This window comes from Spirochaetota bacterium (assembly GCA_040756435.1).
Taxonomy (GTDB): Bacteria; Spirochaetota; UBA4802; order UBA4802; family UB4802; genus UBA4802.
Window position 1 is genome coordinate 32,053 of record JBFLZD010000020.1, and the last position, 24,035, is coordinate 56,087.

23 protein-coding genes and 1 riboswitch are annotated in these 24,035 nt (G+C 36.7%); of the genes, 7 read left to right on the forward strand and 16 right to left on the reverse strand.

What is annotated here, in order from left to right; translation table 11 throughout:
* Window positions 1-19: 19 nt before the first annotated feature.
* Both AB1444_07430 and AB1444_07435 read left to right on the forward strand, forming a co-directional pair.
* Window positions 20-985 (forward strand): D-2-hydroxyacid dehydrogenase, encoded by a 966-nt coding sequence (locus AB1444_07430; protein ID MEW6526478.1) that lies wholly within the window; start codon window positions 20-22, stop codon window positions 983-985.
* An 11-nt stretch (window positions 986-996) separates the two neighbouring features.
* Window positions 997-1,836 (forward strand): 3-hydroxyacyl-CoA dehydrogenase NAD-binding domain-containing protein, encoded by an 840-nt coding sequence (locus AB1444_07435; protein ID MEW6526479.1) that lies wholly within the window; start codon window positions 997-999, stop codon window positions 1,834-1,836.
* Window position 1,837: 1 nt separating this feature from the next.
* Here AB1444_07435 and nadC read toward each other — a convergent pair whose 3' ends face one another.
* The 5 genes from nadC to AB1444_07460 form a co-directional block, all read right to left on the reverse strand.
* A complete protein-coding gene (gene nadC, locus AB1444_07440; GenBank protein ID MEW6526480.1) occupies window positions 1,838-2,677 on the reverse strand; it encodes a carboxylating nicotinate-nucleotide diphosphorylase in 840 nt (279 codons plus the stop codon).
* Window positions 2,678-2,698: 21 nt separating this feature from the next.
* Window positions 2,699-4,705, reverse strand: a complete 2,007-nt coding sequence (gene uvrB, locus AB1444_07445; GenBank protein ID MEW6526481.1) for an excinuclease ABC subunit UvrB — start codon at window positions 4,703-4,705, stop codon at window positions 2,699-2,701.
* Window positions 4,706-4,795: 90 nt separating this feature from the next.
* On the reverse strand, window positions 4,796-5,419 hold the full coding sequence (gene metW, locus AB1444_07450) for a methionine biosynthesis protein MetW (protein MEW6526482.1): 624 nt from the start codon (window positions 5,417-5,419) through the stop codon (window positions 4,796-4,798).
* Window positions 5,416-6,576: a homoserine O-acetyltransferase gene (locus AB1444_07455; GenBank protein ID MEW6526483.1), complete on the reverse strand. Its 1,161-nt coding sequence runs from the start codon at window positions 6,574-6,576 to the stop codon at window positions 5,416-5,418. Before AB1444_07455 ends, metW begins: the two co-directional genes overlap by 4 nt.
* A gap of 73 nt (window positions 6,577-6,649) precedes the next feature.
* Window positions 6,650-6,753: riboswitch (SAM riboswitch) on the reverse strand.
* Window positions 6,754-7,009: 256 nt separating this feature from the next.
* Window positions 7,010-7,339: an STAS domain-containing protein gene (locus AB1444_07460; GenBank protein ID MEW6526484.1), complete on the reverse strand. Its 330-nt coding sequence runs from the start codon at window positions 7,337-7,339 to the stop codon at window positions 7,010-7,012.
* Window positions 7,340-7,781: 442 nt separating this feature from the next.
* Here AB1444_07460 and putP point away from each other — a divergent pair, with 442 nt between their 5' ends.
* Window positions 7,782-9,233, forward strand: a complete 1,452-nt coding sequence (gene putP, locus AB1444_07465) for a sodium/proline symporter PutP (GenBank protein MEW6526485.1) — start codon at window positions 7,782-7,784, stop codon at window positions 9,231-9,233.
* A gap of 241 nt (window positions 9,234-9,474) precedes the next feature.
* Window positions 9,475-10,866, forward strand: coding sequence for a CoA-binding protein (locus AB1444_07470; GenBank protein MEW6526486.1), 1,392 nt, complete (start codon window positions 9,475-9,477; stop codon window positions 10,864-10,866).
* Window positions 10,867-10,874: 8 nt separating this feature from the next.
* Here the strand turns inward: AB1444_07470 and AB1444_07475 are convergent, their stop codons facing one another.
* Window positions 10,875-11,879 carry an AraC family transcriptional regulator gene (locus tag AB1444_07475; GenBank protein ID MEW6526487.1) on the reverse strand — a complete coding sequence of 335 codons (1,005 nt, stop codon included), beginning with the start codon at window positions 11,877-11,879 and terminating at the stop codon, window positions 10,875-10,877.
* 473 nt (window positions 11,880-12,352) lie between these two features.
* Between AB1444_07475 and AB1444_07480 the strand changes: the two genes are divergently transcribed.
* Window positions 12,353-13,081 (forward strand): hypothetical protein, encoded by a 729-nt coding sequence (locus tag AB1444_07480; protein ID MEW6526488.1) that lies wholly within the window; start codon window positions 12,353-12,355, stop codon window positions 13,079-13,081.
* Window positions 13,082-13,086: 5 nt separating this feature from the next.
* On the opposite strand, the gene AB1444_07485 is transcribed toward AB1444_07480, so the two are convergent.
* The 9 genes from AB1444_07485 to AB1444_07525 form a co-directional block, all read right to left on the reverse strand.
* Window positions 13,087-14,331 (reverse strand): hypothetical protein, encoded by a 1,245-nt coding sequence (locus AB1444_07485; protein ID MEW6526489.1) that lies wholly within the window; start codon window positions 14,329-14,331, stop codon window positions 13,087-13,089.
* Window positions 14,332-14,342: 11 nt separating this feature from the next.
* On the reverse strand, window positions 14,343-14,927 hold the full coding sequence (locus tag AB1444_07490) for a flavodoxin family protein (protein ID MEW6526490.1): 585 nt from the start codon (window positions 14,925-14,927) through the stop codon (window positions 14,343-14,345).
* Window positions 14,905-15,906: a PIN domain-containing protein gene (locus AB1444_07495; GenBank protein MEW6526491.1), complete on the reverse strand. Its 1,002-nt coding sequence runs from the start codon at window positions 15,904-15,906 to the stop codon at window positions 14,905-14,907. The genes AB1444_07490 and AB1444_07495 overlap by 23 nt, the downstream gene beginning before the upstream one ends.
* 135 nt (window positions 15,907-16,041) lie before the next feature.
* Window positions 16,042-16,521, reverse strand: coding sequence for a CarD family transcriptional regulator (locus tag AB1444_07500; GenBank protein ID MEW6526492.1), 480 nt, complete (start codon window positions 16,519-16,521; stop codon window positions 16,042-16,044).
* Between the two features lie 139 nt (window positions 16,522-16,660).
* The gene (locus AB1444_07505; GenBank protein MEW6526493.1) at window positions 16,661-19,063 is read right to left on the reverse strand and encodes a PBP1A family penicillin-binding protein; all 2,403 of its coding nucleotides are present in this window, start codon (window positions 19,061-19,063) and stop codon (window positions 16,661-16,663) included.
* 537 nt (window positions 19,064-19,600) lie between these two features.
* A complete protein-coding gene (locus tag AB1444_07510) occupies window positions 19,601-19,810 on the reverse strand; it encodes a hypothetical protein (GenBank protein MEW6526494.1) in 210 nt (69 codons plus the stop codon).
* 54 nt (window positions 19,811-19,864) lie between these two features.
* Window positions 19,865-21,010, reverse strand: a complete 1,146-nt coding sequence (locus tag AB1444_07515; GenBank protein ID MEW6526495.1) for a trypsin-like peptidase domain-containing protein — start codon at window positions 21,008-21,010, stop codon at window positions 19,865-19,867.
* Between the two features lie 155 nt (window positions 21,011-21,165).
* Window positions 21,166-21,828, reverse strand: coding sequence for a hypothetical protein (locus AB1444_07520; protein MEW6526496.1), 663 nt, complete (start codon window positions 21,826-21,828; stop codon window positions 21,166-21,168).
* Window positions 21,821-22,018 carry a hypothetical protein gene (locus tag AB1444_07525; GenBank protein MEW6526497.1) on the reverse strand — a complete coding sequence of 66 codons (198 nt, stop codon included), beginning with the start codon at window positions 22,016-22,018 and terminating at the stop codon, window positions 21,821-21,823. Before AB1444_07525 ends, AB1444_07520 begins: the two co-directional genes overlap by 8 nt.
* 350 nt (window positions 22,019-22,368) lie before the next feature.
* On the opposite strand from AB1444_07525, the gene AB1444_07530 reads away from it, so the two are divergent.
* Together AB1444_07530 and AB1444_07535 are read left to right on the forward strand one after the other, a co-directional pair.
* Window positions 22,369-22,962, forward strand: a complete 594-nt coding sequence (locus tag AB1444_07530; protein ID MEW6526498.1) for a hypothetical protein — start codon at window positions 22,369-22,371, stop codon at window positions 22,960-22,962.
* A 26-nt stretch (window positions 22,963-22,988) separates the two neighbouring features.
* Complete coding sequence (locus tag AB1444_07535) at window positions 22,989-23,393, forward strand: hypothetical protein (protein MEW6526499.1); 405 nt, start codon at window positions 22,989-22,991, stop codon at window positions 23,391-23,393.
* On the opposite strand, the gene AB1444_07540 is transcribed toward AB1444_07535, so the two are convergent.
* Window positions 23,390-24,035 (reverse strand): hypothetical protein (locus tag AB1444_07540; protein ID MEW6526500.1); only part of this gene is annotated, 646 nt, incomplete at its 5' end. The genes AB1444_07535 and AB1444_07540 overlap by 4 nt on opposite strands.

Sequence of the window (24,035 nt, forward strand, 5' to 3'; positions counted from 1 at the left end):
AGTTGAAAGGAAACACCGTATGAGTAAAACAATTGTATTTTTAGATGCTTCAACGGTTGATTTTGGCGATATTGATTTTAGTCCCATTGCATCATTGGGAACATTCATTACCTATCCCGTCACAAAACCACATGAAACCATATCGCGAAGCAAGGATGCTGATATTATTATCACCAACAAGGTTGTCTTTTATGCTGATGAAATAGCTCAATTGCATAAGTGCTCACTTATAGCTGTTGCAGCAACTGGCTACAACACTATTGATATTAAGCAAGCAAAGAATAAAAACATCGCCGTTGCCAATGTTCCCGGTTATTCACGAGAAGCAGTTGCACAGCTCACCATGTGTTTTATACTGGCATTGGCAACGAATCTTGTTAAATACAACACTGCCACTCATGATGGAAGCTGGAGCCGTTCACCCATTTTTACTATGGGGAACTGGCCCACCATGTGCATCAATGATAAAGTGTTAGGCATCATGGGCTACGGTGACATTGGGAAACGAGTGGGACAACTGGCACAAGCGTTTGGCATGAAGGTCATTGCGCTTAAACGGGAAAACTCATATACCGATACCGCAGTTGAACGATATCCCCTTGAAGAATTTTGTAAAATGGCTGATTTCATATCTATCCACATGCCGCTGAATGAATCCACACACCATATGGTCAATAAAGATTTTCTTGCTATGATGAAATCATCAGCGTATATAATAAATATGGCACGAGGCCCTATTGTTGATACAAAAGCGCTTGCGCATGCACTCCATAATAACGTGATTGCCGGTGCAGCTCTGGATGTGCTTGAACAGGAACCACCTGATATCAATGAACCTATTCTTTCAGCACCCAACTGTATTATAACCCCACATATTGGTTGGGCTTCTCGAGAAACCAGGCAGGCTCTTATTAATGAGATTGCTCAAAATATCAAAGCATTTTTGAATGGCACAAAAAGAAATATAGTTAACGAAACCGTATAACGGAGGTATATATGTTACTAGGAATTGTTGGTGCAGGCATAATGGGTACAGACATTGCACATTTAGCCATTGAAAATAATTTTGATGTTATTCTTCACGATATTGATGAATCACAATTGAAACACGCATATGAAACAATAACAGGTCGCCTTGACAGATATGTTGAAGAAAAACGACTGGAGCAGTCACAACGGGGAAAGATAATTTCCAAATTAAAATTACATAAAAACATTAAAGACCTACATAAAGCTGATATCATCATTGAATGTATTCCTGAAAATCTTGAATTCAAAAAAAATGTTTTTAAGTCACTGGACGCTATATGTAAAGCAGGTACAATACTTGCAAGTAATACATCATCACTGCCCATTACCAGCATTGCAGCCGCCACACGACGCCCTGAATATGTCATTGGTATTCACTTCATGAATCCCGCTCGCGCAATGCGTCTGGTGGAGATAGTTGGTGGTATTGCTACAACCCGTGAAACAATTGAATCGGCAAAAAGTTTTGTAAAATCCTTAGGCAAAACACCTGTAGAATCAAAAGATTACCCTGGTTTTGTGTTAAACAGAATCCTTATGCCAATGATCAATGAGGCAATCTTTACTTTGTATGAAGGAGCTGCTACTGCAGAAACTATCGACAAAACCATGAAGTTAGGCCTTAATTTGCCAATGGGCCCATTACAGCTTGCAGATTTGATTGGGCTTGATGTTGTTCTTGCTATTATTGAAGAATTATACGAAGGCTTTGGCGATCCAAAATACAGGCCATGTCCGCTTCTAAAAAAATATGTTGAGGCTGGCTATTTAGGTAAAAAGACGGGAAGAGGATTTTATTCCTATTAAACTACAGCAAACGCATTGAAAGGTCAAATGCCTTAACTGAATGGGTTAGTGCACCTATTGATACATAATCAATGGGCAAATCAGAAAATTCTTTTAATTTATGTTCATCCATATTGCCGGATACTTCAACTTTTGCTTTCCCATTGATGATTGATAGCGCTAATGCAATTCGGTCTTTTGACATGTTATCCAGCATGATGATATCAGCCCCTGCTTCAACCGCTTCCTGCACCTGATTCAGTGTTTCAACCTCAACTTCAATAACAAACTGTTTATCATACGCCTTTTTAACCATTTCAACTGCCTGCAAAATTCCACCTGCTGCCTTTATATGATTATCTTTTATCAAAACCATATCATACAGCCCCATACGGTGGTTGGTACCACCACCACACCATACTGCATATTTATCAAGGAGTCTAAAACCTGGTAATGTCTTCCGTGTATCAAGTATTTTTATATTGGTATTACGCACAATCGAAACCATTCTGGCAGTACGTGTAGCTATTCCGCAGGTTCGCTGTAAAAAATTAAGTACTGTGCGCTCTCCCGAAAGAAGCGTCCGTACATTGCCTTCAATATCTGCAACGACATCGTCTTCTTTTACCGGTGCCCCTTCATTGCGGTACAGCGTCACTGACACCGATGGGTCCATGGTATGGTATATATATTCAATCAAAAATCCGCCGCAAAAAACACCTTCACTTTTGGAATGAATCCGCGCACGTGCAAATTGATACTCATCAAAAATTGCGTTACTGGTAATATCGCCACTACCAATGTCTTCTTTCAATGCCATTTCAATAAGTGTCGATAGCTCATCATATGAAGGTATTTCCATATATTATTCCTCGCATAACTGTCAATGTGCCACCTTGCTGTACAGTCCAATCTTCTTCTCAATATCAAATAACTGATCACGAAGTATTGCTGCTTTTTCAAATTCAAGATTGTCAGCCGCTTCAAGCATATCATGCTTTATTTTATCGCGAACCTTTTTCAAGTCTTCTATATTGCCAGTCCTATAGCTCTCTTTATATTCTGCAATTACATCGGCAAAAACATCGTCAGAATGATATTCACGTTCAATTATGTCAACTATCTCTTTGGAAATGCTCCTGGGTGTAATCTTATGTTTTTTATTGAAATCCATCTGCAATGTTCTACGCCGGTTGGTTTCATCAATTGCTTCCTGCATTGAACGGGTAACAGTGTCGGCATACATAATGACTTTTCCATTAATATTGCGCGCTGCTCTTCCTGCAGTCTGAATGAGTGAACGCGTTGAACGTAAAAATCCTTCCTTATCCGCATCAAGTATGGCAACAAGTGACACTTCAGGTATATCAAGCCCCTCACGTAAAAGGTTAATCCCAATAAGGCAGTCAAATTCTCCTTTTCGTAAATCTCGTATTATTTCAACACGCTCAATTGTTTCTATTTCCGAATGAAGATAGCGCACCTTCAATCCAACTTCTGTCAGGTACTCAGTTAGGTCTTCTGCCATCTTTTTCGTTAACGTTGTAACCAGCACCCGCTCACTGGCAGCAACGCGTTTTTTAATCTCGCCAATTAAATCATCAACCTGATTTGTTGCAGGCCTTACTTCAATTTCAGGGTCAATTAAACCTGTCGGTCGTATAACCTGCTCAACCACCTGCTGGGATTTTTCTATCTCATAGTCAGCAGGGGTTGCGGAAACAAACACCACCTGATCTATCATTTCTTCAAATTCGTGAAACTTCAATGGCCTGTTATCAAGTGCTGATGGCAGCCTGAAACCATATTCAACTAAGTTCACTTTTCGGGATCTATCGCCTTCATACATACCCCGTACCTGTGGTATTGTTACATGGGACTCATCAATAAACATGAGATAGTTACTTTTAAAATAATGAAGCAGGCAATGCGGTGGCTGGCCTGGCTCTCGGTGGTCAATGATCCGTGAATAATTTTCAATGCCATTACAATACCCAACAGTCCTAAGCATCTCAATATCATAGCGTGTGCGCATCTCTAACCGCTGTGCCTCTACGAGCTTTCCTGCATCCACAAATTCCTTTATCCTGTGCTCAAGTTCAATTTCAATCATGCGTATGGTTTCTTCCATTTCTTCTTTACTGGAAACATAGTGTTTGGCTGGATAAATGTACGCCTTTTCAAGCGTTTCTATACGTGCGCCCGTCACCGGGTTAATTTTGTACAGTGCCTCAATTTCATCGCCAAAAAACACTATACGCAATGCATCCTGCAGGTTGGCAGGAAATACCTCAACCGTATCACCGCGCACCCTGAATGTACCTCGGGTAAACGCTATATCATTGCGGTCATAATGGATTGACACAAGCTTCATTAAAAGATCCTGACGATCAACCATATCCCCCAAAATTAGCCGTATATGATTTTTTTCAAAGCTTTCCGGATTTCCAATGCCATAGATACATGATACGGACGAAACAATGATCACATCTTCCCGTTCAACCAGTGATGATGTAGCTTTGAGGCGCAGGCGGTCTATCTCATCATTAATGCTTGCATCCTTTTCTATATACAAATCCTGTGAAACGACGTAAGCTTCAGGCTGGTAGTAGTCATAATATGACACAAAATACTCAACAGCATTATTGGGAAAGAATTCCTTAAACTCACGGTAAAGCTGAGCGGCAAGCGTTTTATTATGGGTGAGTACCAGAGTAGGCTTCTGTACTTTTTCTATCACCTTTGCCATGGTATATGTTTTTCCTGAGCCGGTAACCCCAAGCAGTGTCTGGTATTTATAACCGCTGGCAATTCCTTCTGCCAATTTTTCTATTGCCTGTGCCTGATCACCTGAAGGTTTATATGCTGATACCACCTTAAATTGAGGCATGCTTCACCTTTGATTTTATAATAGTATATACAATGTAGCTATACTACATTAAAAAATACAAGAAAATACTACAAGCGGAACCAATCATACTTAAAGTGTTGCCGAGGTAAAGGGTTGGCCATCAAGTACAAAAAAACCATATTCTGCAAAAAGATTAGGCATTGCCGGAATAATGACCGAACGGGACCGAATTGTTGAAAAATGCATTTCTTTTTTTATGGGGTATTTAAAATCACTGCAGTAATCTCTGAAGTCCTTTATTGTCAAAAGGTGAATATTAGGTGTTTCATACCATTCATAGGGTAACAGTTTATTTTTTGGCATCCTTCCATACAGTGATAGGTATAACCGCAATGAGTAATGGGCAAAATTAGGGAAGCTGAAAACCGCATTCAGTGAAATCCTAAGCGACTCGCGGATAACAATATCCGGTTTCTTTGTGCTCTGCAATGTCTGGTTAACAATAACATAATCAAAAGAGTTGTCTTTATAGTCCGACAATCCTTCATCTATATCACCCTGATAGCAATACAGCCCCTTCTCCACACACTGGCTGACTCCTCCCGGAGATATCTCCACTCCAAAGCCTTTTACCTTCTTTTTTTCCTGTAGTAGCTTTAATAAAAGCCCATCGCCACATCCCAAATCAAGCACTCGCGAACCAGCAGGTATTAAATCAAGTATCAGATCATAGGCCACACGGTATTCTTTCATTTATTATAAACCTTCTCAAATTCCCGTTTTAAAAAGTTAGCAATATTATGTTCAAGCTGTTCATTGGGCAATAAAAATGTATCGTGCCCCTTATCACTTTGAATTTCAGTAAACACTACATTTTTGCTGTTCATACGCAGTGCCCTAACAATCTCACGTGACTGCGATGTTGGATATAGCCAGTCAGATGAAAAGCTTATAACCAGGTAATCTGAATTGACATGCACAAATGCATTTGCCAGATCACCTCCAAAATCATTCTTTAAATCAAAATAGTCAATGGCTTTGGTAATATATAAATATGAATTTGCATCAAACCTCTGGACAAAATCATTTCCCTTATGGTGCAGGTACGATTCAACCTCAAACTCTAAGTCAAACTGAAATTTAAATATATCGGCTTGTTGTAACCTTCGCCCAAATTTCTCGTGCATAAGCTTTTCACTAAGATATGTGATATGCCCAATCATTCGGGCAAGCGATAATCCATTGGATGGATTGGTTGCATGGTAATAATTTCCATTATTCCAGTTTGGATCGCGCATGATGGCTTGCCTGCCAACTTCATGAAACGCAATACCCTGTGCTGATAGAGAAGCTGCAGTAGCTATAGCTATAACCGATTGCACTCTGTCCGGATATGATATTGACCACTGCAAAGCCTGCATGCCACCCATTGAGCCACCGGCAACTGCCAGAAGCTTTTCAATTCCCAAATAATCAATTAAATGTCTCTGGGCATTTACCATGTCCTGTATGGTTACGATGGGAAAATCCAGAGCATATTCTTTCCCTGTGTTAGGGTTTATTGACGAAGGGCCGGTGGAACCACTGCAGCCACCAATGACGTTGGAACAGATGACAAAATATTTACTGGTATCAAATGCTTTGCCAGGACCAATATAGTGATCCCACCACCCAGGGTAGGCATCAGCTTCAGTATGATATCCTGCAGCATGTGCAGACCCTGAAAGAGCATGCAGAATTAATATTGCATTACTTTTACTCTCATTTAATGAGCCGTATGTTTCATACGCTAAGGTTATGGGTCCCAGTTTTTTACCTGAAACAAGTACCATTTCATGTGGTTCTGCAAACGTATAGTACTGCGTTTGAACTATGCCTACGGATGTATCTAAGGTAATTTCACTTTTCATGAATATTGTAACTCCTTTATAAAAATAAAAAACCGCTTACCGGAAGGTTGGAATAAGCGGTTGCCAGTTGCCTATCTCATCTTCCGGAATTTCTTCCGCTGGAATTGGCACCGACTTTTACCCGTGCCGGTTGCCGTGGCTTCACAGGGCCAGTCCCTCCACCACTCTTGATAAGATAGTACGATTAAAATTTATAATCGTGCTATAATACAAACTTAAAATACTATATCGAATATATCAATATACTAATTTAGCACAAATATAGCACATTATTAAGTAATGATAAAATAAATTTTAATATGCCATGTAATCAGAATGAAATACCTACATGTAAAGCAAAGGATACATTGTATTCACATTATATATATAATTTATTATTAACGTATCCACCCCTGCTGCCTTCAGCAGTATGAGTATATATAATTTCATGTACTTAAAAACTCTGAAGAGCTGCTTCAACTGAATTAAATACTTTTATCATTGACGTAACTTTTGTTAATTCTAACACTTTCTGAACTTCTGGAGTGGGTGCAGCTAATCTGAATTGTGATTTAAGATTCTGATTAATATTTAAGAAAATACCTATACCGGAGCTGGTAATCATCTTCACATCTGAAAGATCAACAACCATACGCTTTATTCCTTTGTTGACTATAGCCTGCTGAAGCTTTTCTTTAAGGTCTGGAACATCTAATGTATGTACTTCCTGCATAATTATCTTTACAACGAATGTACCATTTCCTTTATCTGTTAATTCTATCATACCGCTCACCTTTTTATGTAATGTGCTCAATCATTTGAAATAATAGCCACAGCGATTTCTTTTAGTCAATAAAAAAATTGATTTCTTCACCTGTTAATTTCCATATTATTTTTTTATACATTCCATGAGAAAAAAGGGAACTTTTAAAAACTTTAATTTTGGATATCCCCTTGTGGGCCCATACATATGATAAAACCGATTTCTATTATATGAATAATTGCGGAAGAACGCAGTTTTTTTAAGGTGCCCATAATTTTTTAAAAATACCTTCTAGTATAATGCAATGAAACATATATCATCGGTTACTATGGTAACACGGGTGGTAAAATATTTCTTGCCTTAAAAAAAGGTAATTAATACATACTGATAGTACATTGACAATCAATGCTATACATGGCAATTTTTGATTACTTTCTTTTCATTTAATATAGGATAGTAGACTATGATAACAACCTTCATAACTTTTGGATTATATCTGGTTTTGTTACTGGCAATTGGAGTATATTATTACAATAAATCACATGATATCTCTGATTTTATACTAGGTGGCAGGAAATTAGGCAAATTTGTCATGGCACTATCTGCACAGGCCAGTGACATGAGTGGCTGGTTGCTCATGGGATTACCTGGTGCGCTGTATACCAAAGGCATGCCTGCTATATGGATTGCTGTGGGACTTTTAATTGGGACATACTGTAACTGGAAATTTGTGGCAAAACGGCTTCGTGTTTATACTGAAATTACTGATTCTATTACACTGCCAACCTTTTTTGAAGACCGCTTTAAAGACCCCACAGGGCTGCTCCGTATTATCTCGGCTTTGATAATTCTTATTTTCTTCACCATTTATCTTTCTTCTGGATTTGTTGCATCGGGAAAACTGTTTGAGTCAATGCTTGGCATAGAATATCACATTGCAGTACTGGTGGGTGCTGCCATTATTCTTTTTTACACATCGCTGGGAGGGTTCTTTGCCGTCAGTATTACCGATGTTGTACAGGGCTCACTTATGTTTATTGCCATTGTTGTTGTTCCCATTGTTGCCATGCAGCACATTGGTTCCTTCAATGCTATAACTTGTGTCATGCAAAAATCATCCATACCTATTAACCCATTTACATCAGTAACAGTACTCTCTGTAATCTCTACGGTATCATGGGGGCTTGGCTATTTTGGTCAGCCGCATATACTGGCACGATTCATGGGAATACATTCACACCATGATATCAAGAGTGCCCGTCAGATAGCAATGACATGGGTAACTATTTCATTATGTGGTGCCTCCTTCATTGGGATACTAGCAGTGTATCTATTTCCACAGCTATCGGAACACAATGCCGAAAAAGTTTTTATCTTTATGATACAGAAATTTTTTACACCTTTAGTGGGTGGAATACTTCTTGCAGCAATACTTTCGGCAATCATGTCCACAGCTGATTCACAACTTTTGGTGTGTTCAGCAGCTTTAACTGAAGACTTTTACCAGCGTATTATTAAACGCAATGCATCACAGAAAGAATTAATTCACATTGGTCGAATTACCACAATGCTTATTACAGCCATTGCGGCACTATTTGCCATGAATCCTGAAAATACAGTTCTGGGACTGGTAGCCTATGCATGGGGCGGTTTTGGTGCTGCGTTTGGCCCTATAGTACTTTTTGCACTTTTTTCAAAGAATACCTCATGGCAATCCGTATTGGGGGGAATGCTTGCAGGGACAATTGCACTGGTTTCATGGAATTTTTTAGGCTTAAGTAAATATTGTTATGAGATAGTTCCCGGATTTATTGCAAATGTGATAACCATTATTGTTCTTAACAGAATCTATCCTCCACAAAATTCCACAATCAATGCCGAATTTGAAAAAATGACAAAAGAGATGCTATCCTAATAATTCATAAAAGTATTTTTTTGTAAAATAATGAATAATATGTCTCCAAAGTCTATAGCGGAGGAGATAATAGATAGCTTTTTTCCTTAAAAAATTTTGAGGATACATATTGTATTAACTTACGAATTTCTTTAATAAATAATTATAAAATATTAATTAAAATAACTATATTTTTTTTTATTGATAAAAATACCATATTTTGTAAGATGTCATACAAATACTAAGAATGATGGAGCTATCTATGGATGCTTTTTTTAACCCACGGTCAATTGCCATAATAGGTGCTTCAAACAAACCATTTAATTTAGGTGCAACAATCTGTGAATACCTCACATTTCTTAATTATGATGCAAAAATCTATGCCATAAACCGTAAAGGCGAAGATGTTAAAGGCTGTAAGGGATACCAAAGCCTTTTAGAAATTCCTCATGATGTTGATTTAGCCATTATCCTAACTCCTGCTCCTACCGTACCTGATGTAATAGAAGATTGCGGAAAAAAAGGCATACAGTCAGTTATCATTGAAACTGCTGGCTTTACTGAAGAAGGTCAATATGGGAAGCAGTTACAGAAACAGGTAAATGAAATTGCTAAGCGATATACTATACGTTTCATAGGCCCAAACTGTCTTGGCACATTAAATGCACATAACAGGTTCTGTTGTTTTTTTGGTGCTCGTCCCGGTGAATATGATGGTGTGTTTGAACGCCCTGGTGATATTTCTTACGTTATCCAGAGTGGAGGAGTTGGCGTGCTTATAATGGACTCATTGCGTAGTGACATTGTCAATGTTAATAAAATGATGAGTATAGGTAATAAGGAAGATATCGACGAAGCTGACTGCATTGATTACTTCAACACTGATGGTACAAAAGTTATTGGCATGTATCTTGAAAGCATCAAGAATGGCAAACGATTTCTTGAAGCTGCCAAACGCTCATCAATACCCATCCTTGTATACAAAGTTGGCAGGACTAATGAAGGTGCAAAGGCTGCTATGTCGCATACCGCTGGCATGGCAAATAACGATACCATTTTTGATGCAGCATGCAGACAGGTGGGTATTATCCGCTGTAAAGCCATAAGTGAATTGCATTCCATGCCAAAGATTTTTACCACCATGCCTCTACTCAAAGGCAAACGCATTGCAATCTTTACCAATTCAGGTGCTTTTGGCGGTATAACATCTGATTTGCTGGTTGAAGCTGGTTTTGAAATACCTACATTATCAGGCCAACTTCAGCAAAGAATTGCACAGTGTGGTAAACTCTATAATGTTTCAAATCCAATAGATTTAGGGCCTACATTATCACTGCAAACATTTATTGATATTTTTACTACATTATTGTCTTCAGATGAAATTGATGGCATCTGTGCAGTACCCAACGTATGGCAGCAGGTTGTTATTGATGGTATTCTTGAATTAATGAAGTTGTGTAAAGAATATGACAAACCGGCAGGTATATACATACCTAATGCTGTTGATCGTATACTAAAAGTACGCACCGCATATTCTATTCCCAGTTTTGAATCACCTGAAGAAGCGGTCCGTGCTTTACAGATATCATATCAATATTATTGCGCCAGTCAAAAAAGGTCATTCACCAAATCAAAAACCAGTGCTGGTGTATGATAGTTATTTCATCCATTGGGTCGTTCTTTTCTCATTTGTTGAGGTGATTTTTTAAAGTGCTTTACAAACTGCCGGTAAAATGTGGCTAAATTTTCATAGCCTACATCAAAAGCAACTTCAATTATTTTTTTATCAGAATATAATAATAAATGACGCGCTTTTTCCAGGCGTACAATTTGTATATATTTATTTATGGTTATACCTTCTTCACTTTTAAAGACTTTAGATATATAATCAGGATGCATTTCGCATTGTAGTGCAATGGTATACCTATCAATAGGTGAATTATAGTACTCATTGACATGTTCTTTAATTATTTTGATCAATGTTTTATATTTTTCAGTTGTATATAATAACTCATTATCTATTGCAATATAATCTATGGGATTATCATTATATAAACTGATTAAAAATTTTGCAATAAAACTGATTATAGATACCGATATCACAGCAAAAACAAATAGTGAAGACATCATTATATAACTATCCATAACCAGTATGCAATAACCAATGGTTAATAGTACTAAGATCAGGAATGATTCCCTGTAAGGGAAATGTACCTTGAAACATGGTAAATTCACTGGTTTTACAAAAAAAATACTGAAAGAAAGAATCATATCAACGCCAGGAATTATAATCTTTTGATGATCATAAACATTATTTGAAAATAGAATAAAAAATACTATGATTATACTTTTACCAACAACCGAGTACATATTTCTATGAAAATAACTACTTCTATCCCTATAAGGGGATTCTGCCACCATCAAACAATAAATACCTATAAAAATTATAACAAGGGCAACCATATAATGGGGTATAAAAATATACATAGAAAGAGGATATACATAAATTAACGAAACAAACATCAGTGCTACACATAATAGTAAAACTGGCACAATTATTTTGTCTTTCTTTATTGTATAGATAGTAGCTGTAACTATAATGCAGCAACAATAAGAAATAAAAATGCTTATTGGGAGATAGTAAATAACAATAATATCTTTAACCATGACAACAATTCCTTCCTTTTATTTTTTAAAACATTGCTATTGCAACGTTTTCTATTCTTTCTTTTTTTATTTTAATTTTCTCTGTTTTCAATAATCTGTTTATTATCTTTTTTTAAGCTAATGCAATACACTTTATATAATATGTCAAATATTTTTACAATATTTATCAGAATATCAACCTTCACACCGTCGCAATGCTTTATACTTTAAAATACCCATAAATAACACATTATTAAAATTTCTAATGTATTTATGGTAAAAAATTTTGGGCACTTCTAAAAACTGCTTTCTTCCAAAATTATTTATATAATCGAAATCAGTTTTAACCTAAATATTGTGCCCACAAGGGAACATCCAAAAAAATAATTTTCAGATGTTCCCTTATTTTATAATTGTGATTAACCACATACAAACCGATTATTATATAAGAACTCTAAAAAAAGTAACCTGCAATATCCATGAATTACAATTTTATGAAGATACAAAACCTAATTATACCTGTATTATTTTTTTTATATCTATCATCCTGCAGCACAAAAATAACAACAAAATCTGATGTGCGGCTTATATCAGCTTTGTTTGCCCCTTATATTAATGATATGAGTAATGCTGTTACTATCATACAAAAACATGAACTTATAGCCAATCTTACACATCTTATGACTATGGATAATGGTGGCCGTAAGTATTATCTGCTTGAATATGAGCACATAAACGAGATGATTGGTAATGTCACACAACAACTCTATGAAGATATGATTATAATCAATAGCTCTTATACAATACTATTTTCTATGAAAAGCATTGATCTTTATGGAAGAAGATTATCGCAACTATCTCCTATGTTGCATTACTTTGTTTCAAATCTTCCATATGATGATATAGCCATATATAAACCCTTTGAATATCCTCCTATGTCAGGCAATTACAGTTTCTGTATATGCTACCCTATTCAAATAAATGACAGAAACAAGGGATTTTGTATTGGGCTTATCAATCAGAACAAGTTTTATGACATATTACCCGCTGATTCAATCATTGCTGAAACCAATGGCCAGGTTATTTTCAATATAATACAAAGAGGTTCATTGAAGCTTGATGAAGATAAATTAAATAAATCATCAATTAATGTATCCGGGAAAAATTATACTATAAGTTTGTTACAATATAAGAATATTACCTGGTATATACTATATCCGTAAATGTACTATAATACTTTCTGTATGGTTTCTGTGATACTGTACATATTTTCAGCACTGTCAATATCAAGATTTGCTTCATATAAAGCTTTACCTATGGCAATTAGTTGCTCATCGTTTGGAGAATGTATCTGTTCTTTTATCATTTTTTCAGCCAGGCCAGGTAGCAGCAGGTAAGAATTTTCGGTAATAAGTAATTCATAATCTTTTAATCCCCTTTCCTGAAATACCAGCGTATCATAATGTATAGCTGGATTAATTAACACAATCTGACCTTTCCCTAACTTATAAAAATCTTCACTGGTACAGCAATTCGAAATAAAAATCACAACATCCGCATTCTCAAAAACATTATCAATGTTTGTGGCAATTCCTTTTTCTTTTTCAAAATGATACAGATTCACTTCACTTGTATCAAATCCCAGTACCTTGCTGCATCCAATGCCATATACCAATCGAGTTAAACGAAGGGATGAGGTTGTAATCCCAACAATCCCAATTACTGAATCAGCCAGTGATATATGATGGCGTTTTAAAATATTCATAACCTTAATGAGGCAATAGAGGGGAATCTCATCATATTCCCTGCTTAAAACTAGAGTCTGAATTTCATCCATCTGGTGAAAAAGTGAAACTTCTTGAAATGTATCAGGCATAGCAATCCGCATCAAAGCATAATTAGCGGAAACGGAATCAACAATTTTCAGTATATCCTCTTTTGTCCTGTATCGCATCAAAAGTGGTTGCGGATTTAGTTTACTGCAATGGCTCAGTAGTAGTGAATCCCTTTCAATCAGAATATAATGATATATTTCCCTTGGCTGTATCTGTTTACTATCTTCTGTCAGGATAATCATGCCACAATTGCTGGACATACCTGTAAGTTTGCGTGTTTCTTCTGTAATGAGATTATCTTTAAGAATCTCTATATAGCCAAGAATTTTACCCTCAAATTCACCAGCTGAATCAAACGGTATTGTGCTTGCTACCTTTAGCAAACCGCCTTCAATACCTTTTGACATGATATCACTACAGTCAATCAATGTTATTTCCTTAGATACCCAGCTTAAAATTTTTTCCTTAAAAATTTTTCTATCCGTATACATAAGATCAGCTTTATAGGTAGCATAATTCCCTTCCGAAGATATATAATTAATACTGCGGATTGCACATCCCGATTCAACCACCTTTTTAACGAACAATGCCAGATCCTGGCTGGTGCAGGAAAAGGTCAGTGTAACATATAATTTCATACTTCCCTCTTTTATAGCAATTTTTGTATATAGCTGGCAGTAGCAGCAATCTTTTTAGTAATATCGTCATTTTTTATATCTTTTTTGTTATTTATATCTGGCAACAGCAAATACTTTTTTTCATCAAAGCGATAGTTTAGTGAATTAAAAAAATGTCGCAATGTAATCACCGATGGCACAAACATATTGCCATAGTTGCCTGCACCAAGCAGCAATGCAAAGCCATATTGCTGGTGGAGTGGTTTATTCCCCCGATTGTAATATTCCCACAAAACCTGACAGCGGTCAATGATGGATTTTAACGGTGAAGGAAGATGTGAAAAATATAATGGTGAAGCAATGACGATTACATGAGCACGTTGCAGGACATCATACAGTTCATTCATAGCATCGTCAAAAACACAACCATATTCTCTGCTGCAATACCCACATCCTGTGCAGGGATGTACAGCTAACTTATAGGCAAAATATATTTTTTTTGATATACCCGATAGTTCATGAAACAGTAACCGCAGTGCAGTAGCAGTATTGCCCTGTGTATGGGGACTTCCACACAACGCAACTATTGTTGCATTAGTCTTCTTTGATCCTGGCAAATATCATTCTCCCTGCAGTTGTTTGTAAAACTGACGTCACAATTACATCAACGTTGGAATTGAGCCTTGATCTTCCGTTTTCAACAACAACCATTGTCCCATCATCCAGATATCCAATGGCCTGATTGGGGTCCTTCCCTTCTTTAATGAGGGAAACAGACATCTCTTCACCAGGAAGCACAATGGGCTTTAATGCATTAGAAAGCTGATTTATATTCAGTACCTTTACTCCATGGAATTCGGCAACTTTATTAAGATTAAAATCATTGGTTATAATTTTTGCATCCATAAGCTTGGCAAGTTTCACCAGTTTTGCATCCACCTCATTTACTTCGGGGAAATCCACATCGGATATCTTTACAAGAATACGCTGGTCCTTTTGCATCTTATTTAAGATATCCAGCCCTCTTCTTCCTCTATTACGCTTGATAGAATCAGCTGAATCAGCTATCATCTGCAATTCATTTAACACAAAGTTTGGAATAACCAGTATACCCTCTATAAACCCTGTATCGCATATATCTGAAATCCTGCCATCAATGATAACGCTGGTATCAAGTATTTTATATGAAGCCCCATCACGCCCTTCTTCCCGTTTCACCGGAACTATCGTATCAAAAATTGCAATATCATCACAATTAATAACAAAGAATAAAACAGTAGCATATCCCACCACATGGTATATGATGGCACTGATAAGCTTTACTGTTGATGGCTGTAGATTAAGTGGAATTGAAACAAATGCTATCACCAGAAGGTGGGCAAAAATAAGCCCAATGAAAACACCAACAAGTGCAGCAATAACCATACGTGTAGAGATGGTATGTGAAATATACTCAACAGCAATAATAAAAACCAGTGCTGCAACCGAAGCAATAATTACGGCAATAATTGCTGCCTGAAGAGAATACTGGAAAAAAAACAAACCTGAAAATAATGCTGATGTGACAATGAATAACATCCGTATAATAGCTATCATAGCCTTTGAACTCCTTTATTTTTTTAAAATAATAGTATACCCATCCTCTGATATTAATATAACAACAATATAGTGATGGAGGATACAATAAAACTAACTATTTGTGAGAATACAAGTTACAGTATTGCAGGCAGATTATGAGGATAACGCTTCGGAAACCAAATTGCCAGCTTCATCAACATCAATGCCCTTTGCCAGGGCTATCTCATGTATCATAAGCTGATAAGCATTTTCATACAGTTTTCTTTCCATTATAGAAAGCTCCTTGTCCTTCCCCCGCTTGTACAGGTCACGCGCAACTTCTGCTACTGCAAAAATTGACCCACTTTTAATCTTATCCACATTATTCTGATACCTGATCTTCCAGTCATCTTCGGTTTCAACATCTGATTTTTTCAGCAGGTTCAATACTTTGGTTACATCTTTTTTTGCAATAACCCTGCGCAATCCTATTGATTCAGCTTTCTCAGTGGGAATCATTACCTTCATCCCGCTGTTAATAATGGTTATGATGTAAAATTCATTCCGTTTACTTAATACTACTTTTTTTTCGATAGCTTCTATAATGCCAACCCCATGCAAAGGATAAACAATCTTATCACCTACTTTAAACATAGGATACCCTCATATGTAAATTAACCCGCAATAATATAACCTACAAGCTATTAATAGTAGCACATAAAAATTATAAAATCAAGAATAAAATATTTATTTTTATGCGATAGGCAGGAGCATTATTGCCTTTTTTAAAAAACTATTCTTCGTATTTCAGGCCTTCTTTTTCCATATACCGTTCAAAAACTGATTTCATCTTGTAATGAACACCATTACATACACACCGGGGAGTACCACCGGGTATCATAAGATCCCCAATAAGTTCATGGCAATTTGGTCCAGGGGCACATCCTGAATATTTACAGGTTGCCCCATAGAAGACATCCTTAGGTGCAGCAGGCCACTGTGGATCGGGCATGCCATTATAAACTTCACGCATGTAATGGCCCCATATTGGTGCAGCCACAGCAGCACCTGCCTGATGCCTTCCCAGTGACATAAATGGTTTATCATACCCCACCCATACTACTGTGGCAATATCAGGCGTAAATCCACAAAACCATGCATCTGTCCAGTTTTGCGTTGTTCCTGTTTTCCCGGCACATTTTTTATCAAATTTTGCCACAACGCGTAATGCTTCCGTAGGAGTACCGCTTTCAGCAACGCTTAGCAATAATGAAGTCATGACATAGTTAACATTTTCAGGCACTATCTGTATTGACCCATCTGCTTCTTTAGCAGCAATGATGTTGCCAATATCCTCTTCAATATTTTCTATCTCATTACCATCCCTGTCAGTAATATACCGTATTGCAAACGGTATAACATCCCTACCCCTATTAGCATATATTGCATATCCGGTCACCATTTCAAAGGGAGTCAGTTCCGAACTACCCAACGCCAGTGAAGGTCCTGGATGAAATCGTGTTGGAGAAACCTTTAACACTCTTGAAGCAAAATCTATGATGGTATCAGCACCAATAATATCGTAAATCCTTACAGAGATAACATTAATAGATGCAGCAAGTGCCCTTCGCAAGTGCACCATTCCCGAGAATTCACCTTCATAATTGTCAGGGCTCCAGGTGCTTCCCTGTGCATCAATATCCACGATTGGCGCATCAGGCAACGCCATGGCAGCATTAATCAGTTTTGACTCAATACCAGCACCATACACAAAAGGCTTGAATGCTGAACCAGGCTGGCGTCGTGCTTGAATTGCCCTGTTGTACTGATTGCTTACGGCAAATTCGGAACCACCAATCATTGTGGTGATATAGCCAGTCTTTGGTTCTACTGCAATTAAAGCACCTTCAACCTTTAATGAAGTTGAAATGCCACTGGTCACTACATGAAATTTTTCTATATCACTATGTATGGCATCAGCATTGCATAATAACGATACAAGTTCCATTTCATCAAGGAGGTTATCTACCATGAATTTTTTAAATATAGTTTCGGTGTCACTTTTTACAATAACTCTTGGTAGATTGAAAAGCAGGCCCAACTGCTGGTATACAGAAAATAAACCCCTGTCAACGGCGCCTGACATGTACTGGTTTGCCCGTGCTGATATCTCATTTTGTTTAATTAAACCTTCTGTTAAATATTTTTCTCCCGCACGCTGGCGCTTCAAATTCAGTGTAGTATATACCTGAAGCCCTTCATTATATACCACATCTTTGCCATAACGAGAAATCAAAATCTGTCGTACATAATCAGTAAAAAAAGGTGCGTTATCAATTATTCTGGAATATGCTGTTTTTGTAGGAAATTCTGTTTTGATTGCATCGACATAGTGGGGCCAGAAAGAGGTATAGACTGCTTCAGCTTTCTGTTTTGTTAAAAAGCCACAATCAACCATCCTGTTTAATATATCCCAGTTTTTGTAATAGGCATTGCGTGTATTCATGAAAGGGGAATATCTTCCCGGTGCTGAGGGTAGCGCAGCTAACACACTGCCTTCAGCTAAGCTTAAAAACCTCACTTCCTTATTAAAAAATAATTCTGCTGCAGAGGCAATACCATAACAGCCATGCCCTAAATATATCTGGTTAAAGTACATCTCTAAAATTTCATCTTTGGTGAACCGTTTTTCTATTTGCAGCGTTAATACAAGCTCCAGTGCTTTTCTGGTGAATGTTCGCTCTCCAGAAGTAAAAAGCCGTTTTGCTAGCTGCTGTGTAATGGTAGAACCACCCTGAACAATCTTTAAAGAGATAATATTTTTCACCATTGCCCGAGCCATAGCCATGGGGCTTATGCCAATATGTCCATAAAAGTCCTGGTCTTCAGTTGCTACAAATGCCTTAATAAGCGTTTTTGGAAGTTCATCAAAAGATACTAAATCTCTTTTTTCCTGGAAGAGCTCGGCAATGAGTTCACCATTAACATCATACAATTTTGTGGGAACACTTGGCTGAAACCGCTTTAAATTGTCTATACCCAGACAATTCTGCACCTGAGCTACAATATATCCAAAAAGCAGTCCTCCAATAATTGAAACTGCAATGATACCATAAAACCACGTACGCACATCATTGATATATATATTCAAAATTTTCTTTGTTTTATCCAGCCCGATTTTTATTTGTTCTTTCACACTATATGCTCCGCATCATACATAATTTCATACATATCATTCCAAAGCTGTAATTGGAATCTATTGCCACATCAAAGGGAACCCAAAGATATTGCTTTACAATGACTTTTACCCTCCTATCATTGCAAGAAACGAAGTGACGAAGCAATCCCATAGTTGCGAGCGCCGCAGGCGCGTGGCAATCTCATCTTCTGCGGCATTGAGATTGCTTCACTTCGTTCGCAATGACACATCGGCCAATCCCGTCATTGCGAGTGCCGCAGGCACGAAGCAATCTTGTCTTATACAATTGAGATTGCCACACTCCGAAAAGTGGTTGCTGAGCCTGTCGAAGTACTCAGTACAGGTACTACTCTCGCAATGACTTTGCACCCACATCATTGAGATCCCCACTGTTTGTTTTGGGACACCCTCGATTATCGCTATTGTATTTTGTAAGACTTACTTTCTACTCTCATATCATCAACAATAATTTCCCCGCATGGAGAAAAATACATGATATCTCTCTTCTTATTATCCTTCATACGTCAACTATTTTTACATAGTATGTGTTTTATAGATACGTGCTACATAGCCAATGATAAGTATTACAATTGCTATAGCTATAGCCACAGCAATACTATACGCAACAAAACTTACAATTATACCCAATAATTGTAATAATAGCGGGATAATATAGCGAAATACTATATACACTATCGCTACTATCCCTGCTATTATTACTATGTAACGATATTTTTTATCCATGATTGATGCTATCAACTATCGCTTTTATTCTTAACCACACAAACTATAACGCATTTATGGCCTTTCCTTAACGGTTACAAACAGATATATTTTGGCTTTATTACGCCATACACCAATTTTCAAGGTTTTGCCAATTGGCGTTTTGCTTACTATATCCACCAGATCTTCATACGTTTTAATGGGTTTTTCATCAACAGAAAGTATTACATCACCTGGCTGAATTCCTGCCTTTTCAGCAGGGCTGTCTTCCATGATACCACCCACCAGAGCACCCTCAATATTTTTAAGTCCTAATTCCTTTGCATACTCTTCGGTCAACGGTACAATCTGTACACCAATGTAACCGGTTTTTACTTTCTTATATTTTTTAAGCTGTTCAAGCACTGCTTTTGCTGTATTAATAGGAATAGCAAAACCAATTCCCATATACCCACCACTTTGTGAATATATCATACGGTTTATTCCTATCACTTCACCATTTATATTGACAAGCGGCCCACCTGAATTTCCGGGATTAATAGCTGCATCAGTTTGTAAATGTGACTGAGAACCTCCCATCATATCAACATCTTTGCGGCTTGTTGCGCTTATGACTCCAACCGTAAATGTTCTATCAAGACCAAAAGGGTTGCCTATAGCAATAGCCCAGTCGCCAACCTTTACCTGATCAGAATCGCCCAAAAATACAGGTTCCAGTTTTTCATCAGGATTAATTTTCAGCAATGCTAAATCAGTACGCTGGTCATACCCAATTACGGTAGCTTTATAGTCCTTATTCTTTACTTTAACCTTAACAGAGTCAACATTGGCTATAACATGATAATTGGTGCAAATATATCCATCACTGGAAAGCACAAATCCACTGCCCAAACCACTTCGTTTTTGCTTACGTGATTTCTGCTCAGGTACACCAAAAAACTGCCTGAAAAACGGATCATCAAAGAATGGATTGGGCGGTAACTCAACAACCTGTTCAGTAGTAATAAACACTACCCTGTCCTTGTACAGTTCATATATTTTTCTAAATGTATCCTGAATTTCAACAGCCCGAGCTGTTTCCTGGTCCCCTTTCAGGGGTGAACTGCTGCTATTTCCAAACACAGATGGGCCGCTATTGGAACAAGAAAAATTATTAAACACAAAAAGCACTACACCTGTCAGGATTAACACTGGAATAATCTGGAATGCTCTTCTTTTCATACTATACCCCTTTTTAGTAGTAACTATCGCTTACACATTATATAATTTTATTAACAATTAAGTTTTAATACATACTTCTTATAAGTTCATTAGTATGCTTACTATAAAAAATGCTACAAAAAAATGTATATTTATTAATGCCACATCATGTAGTATCAAACAACAAAAATTTCTTTTAAAAGATTATAGTGCGCATTAATTTCTTTAATCATTGTTGTATCACCATGGTAATGATCGGGATGATACTTTTTCACAAGTTCACGATAGCGTTTTTGTAGTAATGCTTTATTACAATATTCAATGGCACTAAATGAAAAAAAAGATAGAGCCTGCTCAACCTTCCTGCGATTAATAAGATACTTTGTAAAGCCACTATATACTTTTTTCAATTCATCCGAAAATTCATAATTAATATTGTACGGGTCACTATAAAACTCATTCAGTGGATCATATATCATAGCACTTCTAAACGGAGCATGAAAATTATAGTGAAATGCACAATACGTACCATCCACAGTTTGATTTTCACAAAAACTATCTGTCCAGGGATTATAGTCAATGCATTTATTATATGCAGGATAGTTCCTGATAACTATATTCATTGGATGGATATGTACCATATAGGTAAAATAATCAGGATTGTTTTTTATGCTGTATAATGTATGAAACAGCGAAAAGTGCTTTTGATACAATGTAGTATCACCATTGCATAAAGGATTCACAATTTCCCTGATTATAACTGATTCCATCACTGGCCATGGCGTATTAAGACAATAGGCAATTAATCTATCTTTAGGGATTTCAATGAGCTTATTCATCAAAAGGACCTTTTTTATATCGTTGTTGTTCCTTTTTTTCTTTGTCTATGATATCTTTAAATAGTAAAGAATAATCATGTGACCCATCAATCTGAATTTGCTCCCGGGGTATTCTGTTTTCTTCTTTCTTCTTGCATGAAATGCTGCATATCATACATAGACAGCAGATTATAATTACTAATTTCTTCATAATTCCTTTACCATACTATTTGCCCCCAGCCGAATACAGCAAGGATGTAGTGTGATTGAAAACAAATTTTTTAAATCAAAAATACCATAATACATCATTACTACAATAGTACAATACCATTACCTATTTTTCAATATTGTTTTTTATACATTTTTCTAAAAATAAAAAATTAAATTTAAAAGTGTCACATTGTATATTGTAGTATTATTTTCATCTATTAAAGTATCTTCAACAGATATGACTGACACTTATAAAGCCCTAATACCTATATGCCCAGAACATGCACAATAAATACTTGTTGACATTATAGTATACCTACTATACTCTTTTATCTGATCGGGAGGGGGATTATGAGAATAACCAATATTATCCCAGCAGTACCACCAGCACAGCTGGCTACTAACAAAAAAAGTAGTATACAAATACAACAACCTGTGGAATCTATACAGGTTTATCCTTCACTGAAAAAAGCTATTTCAGCTTACACCATTATTAGCCAAGCCCATCAGCTTGTTACCATGGCTATAAACATATCCTATGAACTTATACAGAAAGCATTTACACCTCAAGACCACACTGAAATCCTGGCAAAAATTGCAACTATAAATAATTATTTTACCCGTCTTTCACCGGGTTCTGCTACTGTTACAAATATTCCTCAATCTGACACATTGCAGGAAACAACAAAGCTTATTGAACAATTGGGAAATGCAGTAAAAAATAATGATACAGCATCAATGAAAGCTATACATGAAACGCTCATCTCGCATGCACAAATTCTTGACAATACACAAAAACAAATTTACATGGCTTTAAGCCAGCCTGCAGGTACAGAAAAACCAGACATTAATGCTATAAAAAGTGCTATTGAACAAAATCAGAACATGGTTTTTTATGCTCATAAACCATTACAGTATGAGCATATACAAAAACTGCTGGCCTGAAAAATTTTTACAGTAAAAGGTGATGTATGGAATTGTTTGATGGATTTATTGCAGCAATTGCATCCGAATTTCAGTTAAAATTTCATAAAACAAAAGAGGGTGCATATACCACAACCGTTGAATTTGAGAATGACAGATCTCAGGAAATATTAATTACTCTGAACAAAGATGAGTCGGGAGATAGGATTGTAAATTACTATTCGATTATTGGAACAATAAAAAATGAATCATTTGAGCTGTATAAGTTTGCCCTGAAACTCAACAGTACACTGGATTATGGCGCACTGGCATTGCTCAATGATACATTGATTCTTAGGAATTCACTATTGCTGAAAGATTGTGATCCACAGCGATTTATGAAATCACTGTTTTATATTGCTGCAAAAGCTGATGAATTAGAAGAGATGCTCATTTCAAAAAATATTTATTAGTTGAGTCTTTCCTGCAGTTTTTGGCCCAACTCTGCAATATATTTATAATTATCAACATCATCAGCAAAAAGCAATAGTGCAATGTTGTCTTTTGTAATGAGAACTATCCTGTCTTTGTTAAATTGATAATAATCCTGAAGCTTTTTTATCTCAACTGATGCTGCTTTGCTGTCTTTGAATACAAGCAGATAGTACACCAGATCATCCCCATAAGGCCTTGATTCCGCAGCCATGATGGCAACGTACATGCTCTTTATATTTGCGGCATTGCCTTCCGGATATAGTTTGGAAGCAAGAAATCGTATGCCATCCGGGTTCACAATACATGGATTTCCCGTGAACACCTTCTTTGCAAAATTAGGTATTTTCCCAAATATAAAACCCTGGGGCACATCTTCAGGAGCTATCGCTAAATTAGAAAAAAGTGAATTATCATTTGAATACACCATTCCCATGGCCATGCCCAATGCCATGATGACACTTATATACATGACTATCGCTACATTACGTACTCTCATAGCTTTACCTTTTATATTGTAAATTGTATTGATTAATATCACTATACTATCGGAAAAATAATTAAATTTCAGCAATAATTCCTTAAAAAATTTCATAATGAATATAGTGTACATCCCCGCCGCC